The 16,995-nt window shown below is 42.3% G+C and carries 10 protein-coding genes and 1 pseudogene; 4 read left to right on the forward strand and 7 right to left on the reverse strand.

Translation table 11 applies throughout. The annotated features are described in order from the left end of the window. Positions 1-20: 20 nt before the first annotated feature. The gene (locus tag ODOSP_RS04490; RefSeq protein ID WP_041556396.1) at positions 21-1,238 is read right to left on the reverse strand and encodes a transposase; all 1,218 of its coding nucleotides are present in this window, start codon (positions 1,236-1,238) and stop codon (positions 21-23) included. Positions 1,239-1,472: 234 nt separating this feature from the next. On the opposite strand from ODOSP_RS04490, the gene ODOSP_RS04495 reads away from it, so the two are divergent. The 3 genes and pseudogenes from ODOSP_RS04495 to ODOSP_RS19155 all read left to right on the forward strand — a co-directional run bounded on the left by ODOSP_RS04495 (position 1,473) and on the right by ODOSP_RS19155 (position 4,426). Next, the gene (locus ODOSP_RS04495; protein ID WP_013611198.1) at positions 1,473-3,653 is read left to right on the forward strand and encodes a peptidase domain-containing ABC transporter; all 2,181 of its coding nucleotides are present in this window, start codon (positions 1,473-1,475) and stop codon (positions 3,651-3,653) included. Between the two features lies 1 nt (position 3,654). Continuing rightward, positions 3,655-4,110, forward strand: a complete 456-nt coding sequence (locus ODOSP_RS04500; protein ID WP_013611199.1) for a hypothetical protein — start codon at positions 3,655-3,657, stop codon at positions 4,108-4,110. Positions 4,111-4,132: 22 nt separating this feature from the next. Further along, positions 4,133-4,426 (forward strand): annotated as a pseudogene (locus tag ODOSP_RS19155) (DUF4120 family protein). Here the strand turns inward: ODOSP_RS19155 and ODOSP_RS04505 are convergent. The 6 genes from ODOSP_RS04505 to ODOSP_RS04530 form a co-directional block, all read right to left on the reverse strand. Beyond that, positions 4,342-6,378, reverse strand: a complete 2,037-nt coding sequence (locus ODOSP_RS04505; protein ID WP_013611200.1) for a SusC/RagA family TonB-linked outer membrane protein — start codon at positions 6,376-6,378, stop codon at positions 4,342-4,344. The pseudogene ODOSP_RS19155 and the gene ODOSP_RS04505 overlap by 85 nt on opposite strands. 2 nt (positions 6,379-6,380) lie before the next feature. Next, positions 6,381-7,559: a FecR family protein gene (locus ODOSP_RS18665; RefSeq protein WP_013611201.1), complete on the reverse strand. Its 1,179-nt coding sequence runs from the start codon at positions 7,557-7,559 to the stop codon at positions 6,381-6,383. A gap of 122 nt (positions 7,560-7,681) precedes the next feature. Then, complete coding sequence (locus ODOSP_RS04515) at positions 7,682-11,086, reverse strand: leucine-rich repeat protein (protein ID WP_013611202.1); 3,405 nt, start codon at positions 11,084-11,086, stop codon at positions 7,682-7,684. Positions 11,087-11,147: 61 nt separating this feature from the next. Further along, positions 11,148-12,266, reverse strand: coding sequence for a toll/interleukin-1 receptor domain-containing protein (locus ODOSP_RS04520; protein ID WP_013611203.1), 1,119 nt, complete (start codon positions 12,264-12,266; stop codon positions 11,148-11,150). Positions 12,267-12,278: 12 nt separating this feature from the next. Continuing rightward, entirely contained in the window at positions 12,279-12,824 is a 546-nt protein-coding gene (locus ODOSP_RS04525; RefSeq protein WP_013611204.1) for an RNA polymerase sigma factor, read from the reverse strand. Between the two features lie 18 nt (positions 12,825-12,842). Then, the gene (locus tag ODOSP_RS04530) at positions 12,843-14,246 is read right to left on the reverse strand and encodes an NfeD family protein (protein ID WP_013611205.1); all 1,404 of its coding nucleotides are present in this window, start codon (positions 14,244-14,246) and stop codon (positions 12,843-12,845) included. A gap of 183 nt (positions 14,247-14,429) precedes the next feature. Here ODOSP_RS04530 and ODOSP_RS04535 point away from each other — a divergent pair, with 183 nt between their 5' ends. Then, complete coding sequence (locus ODOSP_RS04535; RefSeq protein WP_013611207.1) at positions 14,430-16,988, forward strand: beta-mannosidase; 2,559 nt, start codon at positions 14,430-14,432, stop codon at positions 16,986-16,988. The last annotated feature ends 7 nt before the right edge of the window (positions 16,989-16,995 follow it).

A 16,995-nucleotide genomic window follows, 5' to 3' on the forward strand; every position in this document is an offset into this window, starting at 1 on the left:
TCGTTAAAAATTTGCTGAGCCTAAGCGGCTCTGGCAGTAAATAGAATCAGTCCTTTGAAAATTTTGTCAATTAATGTTGTGTCCGGTTGAATGCCGAACACGCAAATAAATCGTTCAAGCATATAAGCATTGTGTATTACCGACTTGCACGATGAGATGGAATAAGGTATTCCAATCCTTTTGCAAGCTGCTTTTGCCAGATTGATAGCCGTAAGTGACGCATTAAAGTGGAATGACAGTTTTCTGAAGTCTGTTGACTGGCAGTCTGTGATTCCTGCATACTGCTTGCTGTCCCTGAAGCAGAACTCCAACTGGAATCGTGTCCTGTAATATTCCAAGACATCAATCGCCGATTGGTTTTGGTCTGTCGAGAAGTACAGCTGCCACTTGTCAGTACTGTTTTCCTCAGGGTACCAGACGGCAAGGCTAATCATGCGTCTCATGGCTTTGGACCAGGCTTTCAGCCCATATAGCTTTCCCTTGTCAACTTTATGCTCCGTACATCTGGAGATGTCAAGGCTGGAGAAATCTATTGTACCATCGTATAGCTTTGGCCGTCCTTTCTTTCCAGTATGTTTTGCCGTTGTCGGATAAAAAAGAACCGCATCATTCCTGAAACGACTGATAACATTGTAGCCGTTATCACACATAGGTGTGACGAATGTGCTTTTGGAAAAGAAAGCGTCTGCAACAACAATGTTGGATATACGTTGAATTTGTTCTTTTCTGTTTATCAGATAGCCTGCGTACCAATCGACAAGAGTCTTGTCAATATTGTTCAGGGTTTTGGTGTCGGGACTTTGAACCGAGCCTAAAGTCATGCATTCGTGATTGTCTACATCGATGACTCCGATTCCCATGATTTCAAGACCTCGCTTGTATTCTCCTGCACAACCTGACCAGAAATATCCCAACCAAGGGATTTTCTTTCCGGACTTGGATATATAGGACGGATCTATGGCAATTGCCTTTCTTGTACCATGCAGGTGCTCTTTGACAAGTTGCTCATTAAATGAAAACCAGTCAAATGAGTCTTTCTTGAAATTGTTTCGATAGGTCTGCTCCGAGAATTCTCCATATCGTCCCAATTGAAGAAAGTTTATCCTGTCGGGGATGGCCATAAACAATTTCATTACATCCATGAAGACTTTTTCAAATGGTTTGTGTATATTTGCTACTGATTTGAGAGCCTCTTGGCACTCGGATTGGTATTGCATAAGAAGAGATTTTTTAGCCATAATCAGAAGGGGTTGTATACTTCTAATTTACTAATAATCATCGAATTATGCAATACTTTTCTTGTTTAATCTCAGCAAATTATCACATTGGAAAGCACACATAAATCTTACTGCTTGAAGATTCGTTTTTGACAATATTTCAATGAACTCGTTGGTGTATTGAACCGGAAAAACCGGCTCGAATGTTTAATTTTTAAAATCGGTAAAATTTACCGAAGTATTGTGTAATTATAAATGGCCCAAATTCCTTTATATTCCCAGTATGATAGTATGGACTGTGGTCCAACATGTCTCCGTATGATTGCGTCTTTCTACGGAAAGGATTTCTCATTAGAATACTTGCGAGATATGTGCTCTATTACTAACCGGGGGGTTACATTGCTCGGCTTAGACTATGCTGCTAAGCAAATTGGTTTTGAAACATTATGTGCAAAAGTTTCCTTATTACAGTTATGTAAAGATACACCATTGCCATGTATTATACATTGGAATAAGGAACACTTTGTTGTTTTGTATAAAATTTCACAACGTCGGAATAAAAAAATCTATCATGTTGCAGATCCAGTTGGAGCAAAGTTTAAGTATTCAGAAGAGGAATTTTCAGGATGCTGGGAACAAGGTAGCCAGTGCGGTATCGTGTTATGTTTAGAACCAACTGACAAGTTCTTTGCAAACGATATAAGGAACTCTTCATATTATGGATACAAATGGATTTTTAAATATATCAATCCTTATCAAGGAGCTCTCTCTCAAATGTTATTAGGGCTAATTGCTGGCTCTCTGTTGCTATTGATATTTCCTTTTTTAACTCAAGCGATTGTTGATTATGGTATTGGCTCGCAGAACCTGAAATTCATTTGGCTAATATTAATAGCACAATTGTTTCTTATCTTCGGAAATTCAGCTATTGAATTTATTCGAAATTGGATTCTTTTGCATATTGGAACACGCATAAACATATCATTGATTTCAGACTATATAATTAAATTAACAAAACTTCCTATTCGTTTCTTTGATACAAAAATGCTCGGTGATGTAATACAGAGGATTGGCGATCATACACGAATAAAAGATTTTATAACTGAGACCGGGTTAAGTTTAGTCTTCTCTATTTTCAATGTCATAATTTTAGGGACCATTGTCTTAATATACGATTGGAGGGTATTTCTGATATTTATTGGAGGTACTATATTATATCTGACATGGGTACTTATGTTCATGAAGAGACGAGCCATATTAGATAAAAAAGTTTTTGCTCAAAGTGCATCAAATCAAAGTAATGTGATACAACTGGTAATGGGCATGCAGGAGATAAAATTATGTGGATGTGAAGAAAAGAAACGTTGGGAATGGGAAAGAATTCAGGCTCAAATATATCAATTAGTATCCGATGGATTAACTCTATCGCAATATCAACAATCTGGTGCTATTCTTATATTGCAAATTAAAAACGCCTTAATCACAGCACTAATAGCCTCTTTGACAATACAAGGAGAAATGACACTAGGAATGATGATGGCGATTCAATTTATAATTGGACAACTTAATAACCCTGTAGAACAATTAATTTCTTTTGTCCGGAAATATCAGGATGCTAAACTTAGTTTGGAACGCTTAAATGACATCTATGCAATCAACGATGAGATAATAGAAAAAACATCGTTAATTAAATCTATTCCTTATGAAACTATACGAATTAGTAATCTATGTTTCAAGTATGATAAATTAGCAACATACTACACACTCAATAATATTACATTTGATATTCCTAAAGGAAAAACCACCGCAATAGTTGGATTAAGTGGTAGTGGAAAAACCACATTGCTTAAAATGATATTAGGTTTCTACAAACCAGATGAGGGGACAATTAAGATAGGCAATCAGGATGTACTCAATTATGACCTACGTGAATGGAGAATGCGTTGTGGTGTGGTTATGCAAGACGGATTTATTTTTTCTGATACAATCGCTGGTAATATTGCTCCAGGAGTTGAAATGCCAAATAAATTTAAACTTGATAATGCTGCCAAGATAGCTAATATTTTGGATTTTATCCATAGTCTCCCGATGGGTTATCAAACTATGATAGGCACTGATGGTTTAGGGCTAAGCGCGGGGCAAAAGCAGAGAATCTTAATTGCAAGAGCTGTCTATAAAGATCCTGATTACATTTTAATGGATGAGGCTACTAATGCTTTAGATGCCGAGAATGAATCAGAAATCATATGTAATATGAATAACTTCTTGAGAGGTAGAACCGCTGTTATTATAGCACATCGTTTGAGTACAATACGAAACGCCAATAATATTATTGTTTTAGGTAACGGCTCTGTTGTTGAACAAGGAACTCACGAAGAATTAGTGAGTAGGAACGGTATATATCATACGCTAGTCAAGAATCAACTTAATATATAATATGGAAGAACACAATAATTTAAGCAATAGATGTCCTGAATTGCAGAACATATTAGATTCATCATTTGGCTTCCGTTTTAAATGGGGAACTTTACTCGTGATACTATTTATACTTCTAATCTTGGCATTGAGTTTTTTTGTAAGCATAAGAGAGCAGCAAACACTTTATGCTGAATGTAAAGCTTGTCAAAAACAAGAACATTTATGGATAAGTACATTATATGTAAGAAATACAAAGACACAATTAAAAAATGAGCAGAAGGTTTTCATTCAAAATGATACCCTCAAATTTAGTGGGGTCGTTTGTTCGATTGAACAAACTCAAGATGGAACTTACGTCCTAATTCGCACAACACATCCAATCGACAAATCAACAAAGAATAATTATATTATAACATATATCAGTACATCTACATTAGGAGAAATTATTCTATCATCAATCCGAGATTTAATATAAACATTTTGCCTGCCACTATTATATATCAGTAGCAGGCAAAATACCTACCGCCTACGCAAAGGAAATCAAGAACGACACCCTGCAAAAATGTATTGACCGTTTGAAGTAATGGGAACAGAACCCGAATTGTCCGTGTGAGATTGAACTCTACTATGACTCGGCTCCGCACTCATTCGGATTCCGACAGGTCTATCCCGATGGCAGAACGGGGATTGTCGGAGGCTTGCTCTATCACGGACAACCTGACCAATCTTTTCCAAAATTAGTCGAACCGTCGGTACGGAAGGATACGGAAGCCATATATTTTCCACTGTAATTGTAATTTATTTCCGAAAATACCGAAAAACTACCCGCATCACTCTCTGTCCCCGTCGGCACCACTCCGGCATCGTTTTTTCTCCCTTGTTTGGCAAATCCTCCGACATTCCGTTCCCCCGCAATCAGCTGGTCATACATTTCTACATGGGAGGTGCGGCTGTGGCGTTCATACCACTCCTGGCCCAGCAAACCACCCAGACTATGCTCTCCGAAACGATGTTGCAAACGCAATATATTGGAGGTCAAAAAACTCCAGCTTCGTCCGTCATCCACTTTCAGCGTACCGTTACTCACATTATTACTGCTATGATTACCGCTATAAGTCCGGCTATCCAGATATTCATTGGCATTCGTATTGATTAAAGTAAAGGTATTGGTGGAACTCAAAGTCAGCCATGAAAAAGGCTTCAATATCCCTGAAAAGGAACCGAACAAATTATTCCGTAATTCTGTCAGGTCATTGTATGCATTGTCCCGCAGAGGATTCACCAAAGCTTCGGCACTCATCACCATGTCACTCCACGCCTCCATATTGTATTTTAAAGTCCCGTCTTCATTATAAGGCGATATCCAGGGATGAATACTCTCCATAGTAACCAAACCGGTATAAGGGCTCACACTTTTCTGAAACGTACCGTTCATGTTTACCCCGAAGCTCAGAAATTCGGTGATATCGAAATCCATCCTTGCCTTAAACAGATGACGGGTCAAGTCGTAGCCCACCTGAGTCCCCTTCTCATCGTAATAATTGTAGGAAAAATAATATTGCATTTTATCTCCTCCGCCACGGATACTCATGGCCACATCTTTACTCAATCCGGTTCGGTAAGCCAAATCGCGCCAATCGGTTGTCTTCGTCAGATCGAAATTATTCCGTAGCACTCCCAGCGTATCCTGTACAAAAGTTTCCCGGTCTGCATACATCTCCCTCAAATTCTCGTTGGTATCCCACCAATTCCGTAATGTCATTTCCCCGAATTCCAACAATTCGGATGAATTCATATACTTCAGCCCGCCGAAAACAGGAGTACTGATTCCCATTTTCACATCCAGTGAAACGGTCATTTTATCCTTTATCCCTTTCCGGGTCGTCACCACGATCACGCCCGTCGCAGCCCTCGAACCGTAAATAGCCGTAGAAGCTGCATCTTTCAATACCGTAATATCCGCGATATCCGAAGGCGAAATGACCCCACTGATACTGGTATAATCCGTAATCACCCCATCGATCACAATCAAAGGAGTCGAACTGCTGCCACTACCGTCATCATTCCCGTAAAACGTTCCCAGTCCTCTCAGCAACAAAGCCCCGTCCTTTCCCGGCGTCCCGTCACTACCCGTAATCTGTAAACCGGTTGTATGGCCTTTCAAGGCATTCATCAGATTTCCGCCGGTCGCCGACTGTACGATATCCTTCCCCCGGAATTGCTGTACCGCCCCGGTCATTTCACTCACTTTACGGGTAGAATAACCGGTTACAATCACTTCTTCCATTTCGGCAATCTCTTCTTTTAATATCACATCCAACACTTTCTGATCCCGGACAACCCTTTCCTGCTCCTGCATACCTACGAATGAAAAAAGGATGCGAATCTCTTTATCTGCAGGAAGTTCCAAACGATAACCACCGTTCTGGTCCGTCGCCACCCCCAGGGTCGTTCCTTTTATCCTGACCGTAACCCCGGGCAAGGGCCTTCCTCCGCAATCCTTCACCGTCCCTTGCAGCACCCGAACATGCCGAGGAATTTCAGGCGCATACACAGCCGCCCCTTTACGGATGACCACCACCTGGTCGACTATTTCATAATCGTATCCCCTGGATTTGAGCAAAGCATCCAAAACCTGCTCTGCCGTTGCTTCTTTCAATTCCAAAGTCACCTTTTCACCGGTATTTAAAACACCTTTACGATACACAAATTCATAACCGGTTTGAGTAGTCAGAAAATCCATATCTATTCCTTGACAATGACCGTGCGATTCTGAATATGAAATTGCACTTCACCGGTCTTTTCTAAAATATTCAATACCTGCTGTAATTCAGCATACCGGGGTACACTTCCTTTAAAAACCTTGTTTTTCAATGCCGGATTCTGATAGAAAACTGTGATATCGTACCACCGGGCCAGCTTCTGCATAATTTGCTCCAGGGTCTGTTCTTCCAAAATAAATTTCCCCTTTTTCCAACTGATTATTTTATCGACATCGACCTGTTGCCTGATCATCGAGCCGTCACCGGTATCCAACACACACTGCTCACCGGGTAACAAAGTCATATCCCTGCCGGTAGTTGCTACTTTTACTTTCCCGTTTACTAATGTCGTATAGACATGTACCTCGTCTTTGTACCCCGAAACGTTAAATTCCGTACCCAACACTTCGATGACCTGATTGCGGATTTCTACGCGAAAAGGAAGTGATGGATTTTTCTTTACTTGAAAATAAGCTTCCCCTTCTAATACGACTTTTCTCTCTTTTCCCGAAAATTCAACGGGATAACGCAAACGGCTTTCTGCATTCAACCATACCTGGGTCCCATCTGCCAAAACCAAATCGAATTCTCCGCCACGGGGAATTTCTATTTCATTATACACCACTTTTCCTGATTTCTCATTTTTTTCCTGCCGGCTATCATAGGATAATTTCCGGTCGTCGGTCTTAGAAATCCTGACCTCTCCTTGTGTAATCGTTTGTTGCAAGGTATCCAAATGGATGAGTTCGCCGTTTCCCAAATGTAAAACAGCACGAGGCCCTCCTGCCAGAATGGGCCGGTCGACCGGAGGTTGCCGAAGCGAAGACTGCCGGTGAACCAACCAGAAGCTCCCCAACAAAATAAGGAATAGAGCTGCCACTCCACCGATCTGCCGCAGACGAAGGACTTGCCTGCGACGGGTAAAGCCGGCAATTTGTCTCTGCATATGCAGTAAAGGCTGCCGGGTATCGATACCGGACAACCGGGCAACAGATTCCGATAAATAGCGGGTATCCTGCAATTTTTGGTACAGGGTCTCATGTTCAGCAGATTGCCGGCGCCACTCCTCCAACACTTCATTTTCTTCCTCCGAAAGCGTTCCAAACCTTTCTTTCCCGATCAATTCGGAGATCTGAAAGACAGTATGTTCCAATTTTTCCATTTTAGCTCCTTCCTTAAAACATCCCTATAACGCAATCGATCTAAAATGGGGTAAAAAAAGACAATTTTTTTTGAATTTTTTTTATAAGGTAGCTAAAAATATCCGAAAGTGACTGATTCAGGCTATCGGTATTTCTTTCTCCCTATTTCTTTTATTTTTTTCCAAAACGGTGAAAGGCTTCTCAAACAATCTTCCACCCGGATGCCATACGCTTCAACAATTTCTCCAAGTTCTTTCTGATGAATAAAAAGGGCTGTGACCCACTGACGCTGATCGGCAGGAAGCCGGCTTATTTCTTTAAGAATGGCACTCCCCACTTGTTCTATCTCCGCTCTGAGTGAACGGTTATCGATAGAATCTTTTCTGTTATACAGAGCTCCGGCAGTTTGGAGCCAGACGACAGTCATATATTGAGAGAGCAACGAATCCTGCTCATTTTCAGTACTCATCAGCTTGCCGAACCGGACAGGAGTATACCATTTGTATCGCATTTTCAATTCATTCTGGATGGCCCAATGAATCGAACTTGCAAGGTATACACTGCTATATTTTTCCAATTCTTCGGCAGTTTTTTTTCCTGTTAAAACTTGCACAGCGATTATTCCGACCGACAACAATTCTTCGTAATCGATAAAATTCTGTTTACGGTCGATAAGATTTTTTTGCTCGGCCTGTGCAATAATCCGAACGATATCGAGATATTTTTTAGGAGGCTCTGAAAAAAGCATACTGGAAGAATCAGAAAAATCCGGATCAAAAGTGATGTTCTTATTATATTCTATTTTCTGTCCAACTATACTGATTGCCTGGCACAAAAAATTTACAACAGGCATAATATCTCTGTAACATGCTTCAAATGTTTTTCCCTGTTCTTTGGCTATTTCACTCACAAACTTCTGTTCATAAATGAGTTGTCGGGCAAGATCGCGGTGAGAAACAGGGATACTATCGATTGCCTGCAATAAAATACGGCTTGCATTCTCAATTTCAGACCGAAGATTATTCTCTTGAAACAAACCGATATGGTTATATAGTAAAACGATGGTCCGGTATATAGAAAGAAAAAGCATTTGATTTTGATTTAACCACTTATTTTCTTTTTTAATCTCCATTCTTTGATGAGGAATAACCTGTCCATACCATTTGTATCTTATCTGCAATTCATTTTGAATAGCCCATTGGATTGCAGTAGCCAAATAGAAAGCATTGTATTTTTCCAATTGTTCGGGGGTTTTATTCTTTATCATCACCTGAACGGCAATTATTCCGATAGCCAGTAGTTCTTCATATTCAGGCATTTCACAAGCATTAAAGAAACGGGCATGTTCTGTCCGGGCCACTGCCCGAACAATATCGATATAATTATTCAGTCTCTTACTGGAATCCGACAATTGGGTTTCCGGTATTCCATACAGCTTTTTATATAAATCAGACCGGCTCCGGTCAAACGCCGGGTCCATTTTAACCACCTTATTCCAGGCTTCGGCAGCTTTATCCCGCTGTCCCATCATCAGGTAGATTTCCCCTTTGGAATCGATGTAATTCGGATCGGCAGAATCCCGGGCAATCGCTTTGTCGATATAAACCATAGCTTTTGTAAAATCCTGTTTTACATACTGACCTTTTGCATACATATAAGCCAGCTGGTTATCAGCCTCCAAAATTTCCGCATCGGCAGCCCGAACATAAAAATCATAAGCATTCCGATAATCCCCGGCCCAATAATACAGTAAACCGAGCCGATAAGCTGCAACAGCACCCCCCTTTTCAAGCGCTTGTCTGAAACAAGCTGCCGCTTCTGCTAAATTACACTCGGCGTATACACTATCAGCTAAAATATGTCCTTTCAGATACCAATAAAAAGCTTTATGATCATCAGGTGTCACTTTATCTTTCAACAGGTCGTCGGCCAAATGATAAATGGCATATCCGGCAAGTCCGATGTTCTTCGAATCCTGAAGCATAAATTCGAAACGTTTATAAATGAAATCATAAAGCCATCCCTGTAATTTCCGGGTATTATCGGGAAGTATCAATAAAGTAGATTCAGGTACAGCCCCCTCAGCTACCATTTCCACATTTTCTCCCACCCGGATAGATTCCAAAGAAAAACAGCCGTAAAAAGCATTTTCACCGATCCCGGTGACACTTTTAGGTAGCGTAACCGACAACAACCGCTTATTATTTTTAAATGCATTAGCTCCGATCGATACGAGACGGTATTTCTCCCCTTTGTATTTTACAAACTCAGGTAAAACCAATTCTCCCTCAGGATCATTATAGCTAATTATACTTTTAGGCCAAATAGCGACTGTTTTTTCCTGAGCCGACAATATTTTATAATAAATAGGATGTCCGGTCGTCGAGTCTGTAAAATCATAAAAAGAATTCAATCTTTTCTCTGCGTAGCGGCTACTATCATCAGCAGAGATCAGCGATAAAGCTTGTTCATAACAGCTTCGCGCTTTCTCAAGATACTGAATCTCCTTGACCGAACGGTATTCATACAAATTTCCTAACATAATCAGTCCGGCATAGGATGGAAGTCGGGCAGCCTCGGTAACTTTAGCAAACAAGGTATCCGGATCATTCGAGTTATCCCCTTCCAGACAAAGCCATTGCCCTAATTGGGGTGCAAATTCGCCGGGAAAGGCTTTATTCAGCAGCCGGTAAACTTCTACCAGCTTATGAGTAGTTTCGATACGCTGATCGTTATAGTCCCAACCACCCATTTCATAAAGACCGACTTGCTGACGAAGTTTATCAGCCATCAATAATAAATCCTGCTGAGCCTCGTTTTTCATAGTCTGTCCGGCCTGAATCACCCTTTCACCGGTATTCCATTTATTCAACTGCTCGTTCGTCTGACCGATCAGTTCCAATTCCTCATATAAACGTATTCCCTCATCGATCTTGCCTTCTTCCACCAATTGCAAGGCCCGGCTTATTTTATCGTCCATTTCGTTCCGGTCGATACGGGCAAAGATTTCAACATAGGTATTTATATTACTGAGTTTTTCCTGATAAGATTTTTCCAGTTGTTTCAATTTTTCGGTTAGTTCCAATTCATTGGCAATACTGGTTTCAGCCAGCTCCTTCTGACGCAGATAATCGTCGCGGTACGATTTTTCAATAATCCCGTAAAACTTTTTCTTCAAAGCCCGGAACTCACCTTCCCGGCACATCACCACCACAAAGGGAGTCTTATTATCGGAAATCCTCCATATCTCCAACGCTTCTTTATTAAAAAGGATGTATCCCGGTTTATAAATCTCATTGTACTTTACGGCCTGTCCTGGCTTTAACACGGCAAAATGAAGTTCGAAACGTCCTTGCTCGTCACTGACAGCCGAAGGAGAACCGACCACCTGAAGTTCTACTCCTGGCAAAGGTGTCTTTTCCTCAACCCCATTATATTCTTTGACATATCCGGTCTCTATACATTGCGATTGTGCTATCCGGAATAAAAAAAGCAGAACAAACAGTATGGTTATTGACTGATACTTCATCATAATCGTTCTTTTCATTTAATTTTAACCCGATCAGTACGCTGGAACAATTCTTTTAACTCAAGCCCACCCGCCGGTCCTATGTATTTTTCCGCATGGGATAAGGAGTAAGGTTTTTGGCATCAGGACACTCGTCGACCCGTAAACGGGGAAGATAGCCTTCTTTCTCTATTCGGACAGACTTGGACAAAGTCTGTTCCTGTAAGGGAAAAACTATTTTAAAAATCCCACGGACATCGGTCCTGGTTGTCCGATTATCGACAGTAACAACGGCATCCTGGACAGGCACCCCCTCTTGTTCATCGTAAACTATTCCCTGATAGACACCGAACGTACTGTCACGTTTCAACTCCAATGTCACATAGGTCGTCATTCCCCAGGAAAAATGTCCCTGAAAACGTAAAGTATCGTAATAACCGGCATTAAATTCCAACATATACGGCCGTCCTTTATAATACGGCCGGATATTATCCAGGATTAAAACCGTATCCAAAGAACCGATATTCTGTTCTGTACCGTTGAAAATAATTTTTGCACAGGAAGGCAACGGCAATCGGTGAGATAAATCTTTCACGGTGAGCTCTACCCTTGAAGGAATAGCAAAAAAATAAAAGATAATCAGCAAAAAAGCCAGCATCGTAACGACATAACTACGACGTAACCTTTTCTCCCGCTGCCATCTCTGCCACAAACTATCGAAGCGAAGCGACAACATCCGGGCTATAACTTTAATAAAAGCCCGTTCTTTACCGATCTCCTGTACATTGATCCCCAGCAACTCCTTATCCTTGGGTATATTCTTCAACGCCTGGGGGAAACATTCCTCTACAGCAGAACCGGCATGAGGAAGTCCTTCAACAATAAACGGGATGATATTTCCCAAACGTCCTTCGTCGATAAATACCTGAATTTCTTTGTTCACCCATTCCGATCGTGAGGCATGAGGCGAACAGATAACAATAAGGAATTCAGAATTTTGTAATTGTTTTTCAAGTTCATCGCTTAATATACCACCCCCCAAATCTGTCTTGTCCCGGAAGATTGGACGTAAATGCCTGGGCAATGACGGATTTGTCTTCTTTAGTATTGTAGGTAATTTATACCCTTCCAGTTTACGCTGAAGCCATTCCGCCCATTTTTCATCTTCACGCTTATAGCTTATAAAAGCATAATTATCGTAAATTCGTTTATTATCCATCGGTCCTCTTTATTATCCCAGGAAGAAAAAAAGAAATAACCGGGGATCCAATTTTTCCCGTAAAATTTCGAGCGCTTTGGCTTTCGCCTTTTTAACCGTACTATCCGAAACGCCCAATTGTTCGGCAATTTCAATATTTTTCAAACCTTCAATAAAACTTAATTCAAAAATCTGACGTTCCCTATCCGGCAAGCTGTGAATAGCATTGAACAACAACAACTGTGTCTCCTGGTCGATAACCGTATTGGCAAAAAATGCTTCATTTTCCAGCTGGGAAGAATATCGTTCCTGTGCTTTTCCTTTCCGGTAAAGGCTGATGATCTCATTTTTTACAGAAGTGTATAAAAAAGATTTCAATGTATAGATAGAATCAAAAGAGTCTCTTCTTTTCCAGGCATTAAAAATAGCATTTTGTACGCAATCTTCTGCCAGAAAATCATGCCGGTCACCTGCATTTTTTACAGCATACAACAATAATCCCGGATAAATTCTACGGTAAAACAATTCCAATTGTCCTTTTTTAAAAGCCTGCAACACTTGTAAATCAGTAACTCCCATCCTACTTAATTACAATCTTCATTTTTCACACTTCACGACATATACCTGTCCTGCCTGATACTTTTTTATCATCACCCGATTTCCTTTTTCGATATAATCTCCCAACAAAGAGACGGCATCATACACTTCTCCGCCTACTTCCACTTTCCCGGCAGGCCGCAAATCTGTCACCGCGATCCCCTGTTTGCCGATTTCTTCCCGTACCGACAAATCTACTCCTACATAACCGTCTTCCGGTTTTTGTTCAGCATGCAAGGCAAAAGCCCAACGACGGCTCCCGAATAATTTAGCCCCCAACCACATGCTCATCAACAAGGATACCAAAGAAGCACTCACCACCAGAAACAGGGAACGCACCAACGGACGTACAAAATCACCCAGGAAACGGAAAGAGAAATGATCTATCCCTGCAAAAACCAAGGCCACTATAATCAATACAATTCCGGAAATACCTGCTACACCGAAGCCCGGAATCACAAAAATTTCCAGAAGCAACAAGACGACTCCCACGACAAAAGCAATGATCTCCCAGTACCCGGCAAACCCTTCGAGATACAAGGGAGCGAAATAGAGCAGGCAAGCCGTCAGGGCGGCAGCCAAAGGAAAACCGATCCCCGGGGTCTGCAATTCGAAATAGATACCACCGACAATGACCATAATCAACAATCCCTGTATCACGGGATTGATCAGAAAACCGATAATCCGATCGGTGACGGTAGGATGATAGCTCCGGATCGTATAGTTTTCAACCTGTTCTTTTTTCAATACTTCCTCCACACTTTCTGCCATTCCGTCACAAAAACCGTATTTCATGGCTTCCCGGGCAGTGAAAGTCACTACCCGTCCGCTATCGGTAATACCCTGGATATAAATAGACTGATCCACCATGGCTTCGGCGATATGCGGATTCCGCTTCCAACGATAAACCGTATCCCTGCCCTGAACCAACGTATCCCTGCCCTGAGCTTCTGCCGTAGAACGAATCATCGAGCGCATATAGGACTGATATTTATCGGGCATCGCCTCACCCGTTTGATTCACGACCGTAGCCGCCCCGATATTCGCCCCCTCGCGCATATAGATTTTGTCGCAGGCAATAGAAATCAATGCCCCGGCAGAGGCAGCATTATTATCGATAAATACCCATACCGGTTTCCGTGAGTTCAGAATCATACTACGCAAAGAATCGGCATACACGACCATCCCACCGTAAGTATTCATATGAATTAAAATATAATCCGCCTTTTCCTGCCCGGCCAGGTCGAAAGATTTTCGGGCCAGACGCCACACTTCCGGACCGATCTCGTCTTTAATATCCACTTTATAAACGACTTTTTCGGGTTCGGCAGCCCCAAGCGTGTTCAACCAGCAAATCCCCAGCACAAGCAAAACAAGCTTCCTGAACGTATATATCCCTGACATAAGCATCATCGGTATTTTGTAATAGGTAAACAAATATAAGCTTTTTTATCTTATCCAACTCCTTCCATCAAATTTTCTTTTATAAATATAAGATGCAGCCCGGCAAAATCAATCAAACAAATTTGTTGTTTTTGCTCCCGCCTTTGCATATATTTGTAACGTTTCATTATTTCAATCCCGGTTATGAGCAAATTTGTAATCACCTTAGTCGTTTTTTCACTCTATTCGATGAGTTTTGCCTCTACCCCTCCCATACGGCAAGAGCTAGGAAATAACTGGCAATTCAGGCAATACCATATCGGTAAATGGTTACCGGCCGAAGTACCCGGGACAGTACATACCGATCTGATAAACAATGGGATCATCGAAGATCCGTTCTATCGCGACAATGAAAAACACATCCAATGGATCGATAAAGCCGACTGGGAATATGAACTTCGTTTTCAGGTGGACGAACAATTGGCCGGGCAAAAACACAAACAACTCGTATTTCAGGGATTAGACACCTGGTGCGACATCACCCTGAACGGTCAGCCTCTTCTATCTACCAACAATATGTTCAGGACCTGGAAAGCAGATGTCTCCGGCCTGCTTTCCGGTAAAGAAAATATACTGCATCTTCGCTTTCGTTCTCCCATCCGGCAAGGTATGAAAGAAATGGAAAAATACGGATTACCCTTGCCGGCTTCCAACGACCAAAGCGAAAACGGAGGAATGGGCCCTAACCGGGTGAGCGTTTTCAGCCGGAAAGCCCCTTATCATTTCGGTTGGGACTGGGGCCCGCGGTTAGTCACTTCAGGTATCTGGCGGCCGATTTTCCTGGAAGGCTGGGATGACCTGAATATCGAACAGGTTTTTATCGAACAGCCGCAAGTCACTCCCGTACAAGCCGATTTGAAAGCATCTGTCCGTTTGACGACGGAACATCACGAAAAACTGATCGCAGAAGTAAAATGTGATTCCCGGATATTGGCGAAAAGCGAGGTGGAAACCCAACCGGGAGAAAACCGGTTAACCCTCCCGTTTACCATTAAAAAACCCAGATTATGGTGGAGTAACGGTTTAGGAAAAGCCAACCTCTATTCATTCCGGATCGATTTGAAAAAAGACGGAAAAGTAGTTGCCAGCCGCGAAGTAACCACCGGTCTGCGTTCTCTGAAATTAGTACGCCGGCAAGATACCCAGGGAGAAACTTTCTACTTTGAATTGAACGGAATCCCTGTTTTTGCCAAAGGAGTCAATGCCATTCCCAACGATGTTTTTCTCCCCAGAATCAGTCGTTCGGATTACGAAAAAATGGTGACGGATGCCGCGAATGCCAATATGAATATGATCCGGATCTGGGGTGGAGGTATTTATGAAGACGATTATTTCTATGAACTCTGTGATCGCCACGGCATCATGGTCTGGCAGGATTTTATGTTTGCCTGTGCCATGTATCCCGGCAATCCTGAATTTCTGGAAAATGTAAAACAAGAAGCCGTCGATAACGTTATCCGGCTAAGAAATCATCCCTGTATAGCCCTGTGGTGTGGAAACAACGAAATAGATGCAGCCTGGAGAGGTTGGGGATGGAAAAGAGAGTATACCCAGCAACAACAAGAACGGATTTTCAAGGCCTACACCGATGTCTTCCATCGGCTCCTGCCCGAAGTGATTGAAAAATATACCGATGGAGACGATTACTGGCCTTCTTCACCGATGTCGGGACCGGAAATCGGAGACCATGAAATCCGTCCTGCCAACCGGGGGGATAACCACTACTGGGGGGTATGGCACGAAAAACACAAGTTTGAAGAATACGAAAAAAACATCGGCCGTTTCATCAGTGAACACGGTTTCCAATCCTTCCCTGAATTTGAAACCGTCCGGCAATACACTTTACCGGAAGATTACGACATCGAATCGGAGATCATGTCGGCTCATCAACGCAGTGGAATCGGCAACCTGCGCATCCGGGAATACATGGGCTGGTATTATCAGGTACCGGAAGATTTCGGGCAAATGCTGTACATGAGCCAGGTATTGCAAGCCCGGGCCATGCGAATAGCCATGGAAACACATCGGCGGCATATGCCCTATTGTATGGGATCGCTGGTTTGGCAGCTGAACGATTGCTGGCCGGTAGCCAGCTGGTCGACAACCGATTATTACCACAACTGGAAAGCGGCCCAGTATGCGCTACGGGAAGCCTGCAAGCCGGTGATATTAGCTCCCCAGTTAACGGCAGACAGTCTGAAACTCTGGGTGGTAAACGATCTGCCAACTCCTCTCGCAGGAACCTATACCTTAGAGATAAAAGGATTCGACGGAAAACTGCATCAAACCCGGCAAGGCAAATATAAAATCAAAGCCAACGAAGCCGCCCCAATCGCAGCATCGTCAATCGCCGGTTTGCTGCAAGACAATTCACACCGGGAAACCATGGCCGTCATCACCATCCGGCAAGGCAAAAAAATCGTAGACCGCCAAAATGTATATTTTGCTCTACCGAAAGAGTTACTGCTCAGACAACCCGATATTCAGATTCAAATATCCGAAGAGCAAGGCAAAAAATACCTGACAGCCATCACCGACCGTCTGGCCTGTGATGTCATGTTTTACCTCCCCGGAGTAAAAGCGGTTTTTACAGACAACTATAAAGATCTGCTCCCGGGTCACCCCTTCCGTACAGAAATCCGCACACCCCTCTCCAAAGAAGAAATCGAACAGCAAATCCGATGCAGATGGGTTGGAAAATAGCTATTAC

It is taken from the genome of Odoribacter splanchnicus DSM 20712 (assembly GCF_000190535.1).
Classification (GTDB): Bacteria; Bacteroidota; Bacteroidia; order Bacteroidales; family Marinifilaceae; genus Odoribacter; species Odoribacter splanchnicus.

Excerpts from the sequence above, each read along its gene's own strand:
- ODOSP_RS04505 (WP_013611200.1), bottom strand. The coding sequence starts at position 6,378 with ATGGATTTTCTGACTACTCAAACCGGTTATGAATTTGTGTATCGTAAA.
- ODOSP_RS04500 (WP_013611199.1), top strand. The coding sequence starts at position 3,655 with ATGGAAGAACACAATAATTTAAGCAATAGATGTCCTGAATTGCAGAAC.
- ODOSP_RS04525 (WP_013611204.1), bottom strand. The coding sequence starts at position 12,824 with ATGGGAGTTACTGATTTACAAGTGTTGCAGGCTTTTAAAAAAGGACAA.
- ODOSP_RS04535 (WP_013611207.1), top strand. The coding sequence starts at position 14,430 with ATGAGCAAATTTGTAATCACCTTAGTCGTTTTTTCACTCTATTCGATG.
- ODOSP_RS04530 (WP_013611205.1), bottom strand. The coding sequence starts at position 14,246 with ATGTCAGGGATATATACGTTCAGGAAGCTTGTTTTGCTTGTGCTGGGG.
- ODOSP_RS04490 (WP_041556396.1), bottom strand. The coding sequence starts at position 1,238 with ATGGCTAAAAAATCTCTTCTTATGCAATACCAATCCGAGTGCCAAGAG.
- ODOSP_RS04495 (WP_013611198.1), top strand. The coding sequence starts at position 1,473 with ATGGCCCAAATTCCTTTATATTCCCAGTATGATAGTATGGACTGTGGT.
- ODOSP_RS04520 (WP_013611203.1), bottom strand. The coding sequence starts at position 12,266 with ATGGATAATAAACGAATTTACGATAATTATGCTTTTATAAGCTATAAG.
- ODOSP_RS04515 (WP_013611202.1), bottom strand. The coding sequence starts at position 11,086 with ATGAAAAGAACGATTATGATGAAGTATCAGTCAATAACCATACTGTTT.
- ODOSP_RS18665 (WP_013611201.1), bottom strand. The coding sequence starts at position 7,559 with ATGGAAAAATTGGAACATACTGTCTTTCAGATCTCCGAATTGATCGGG.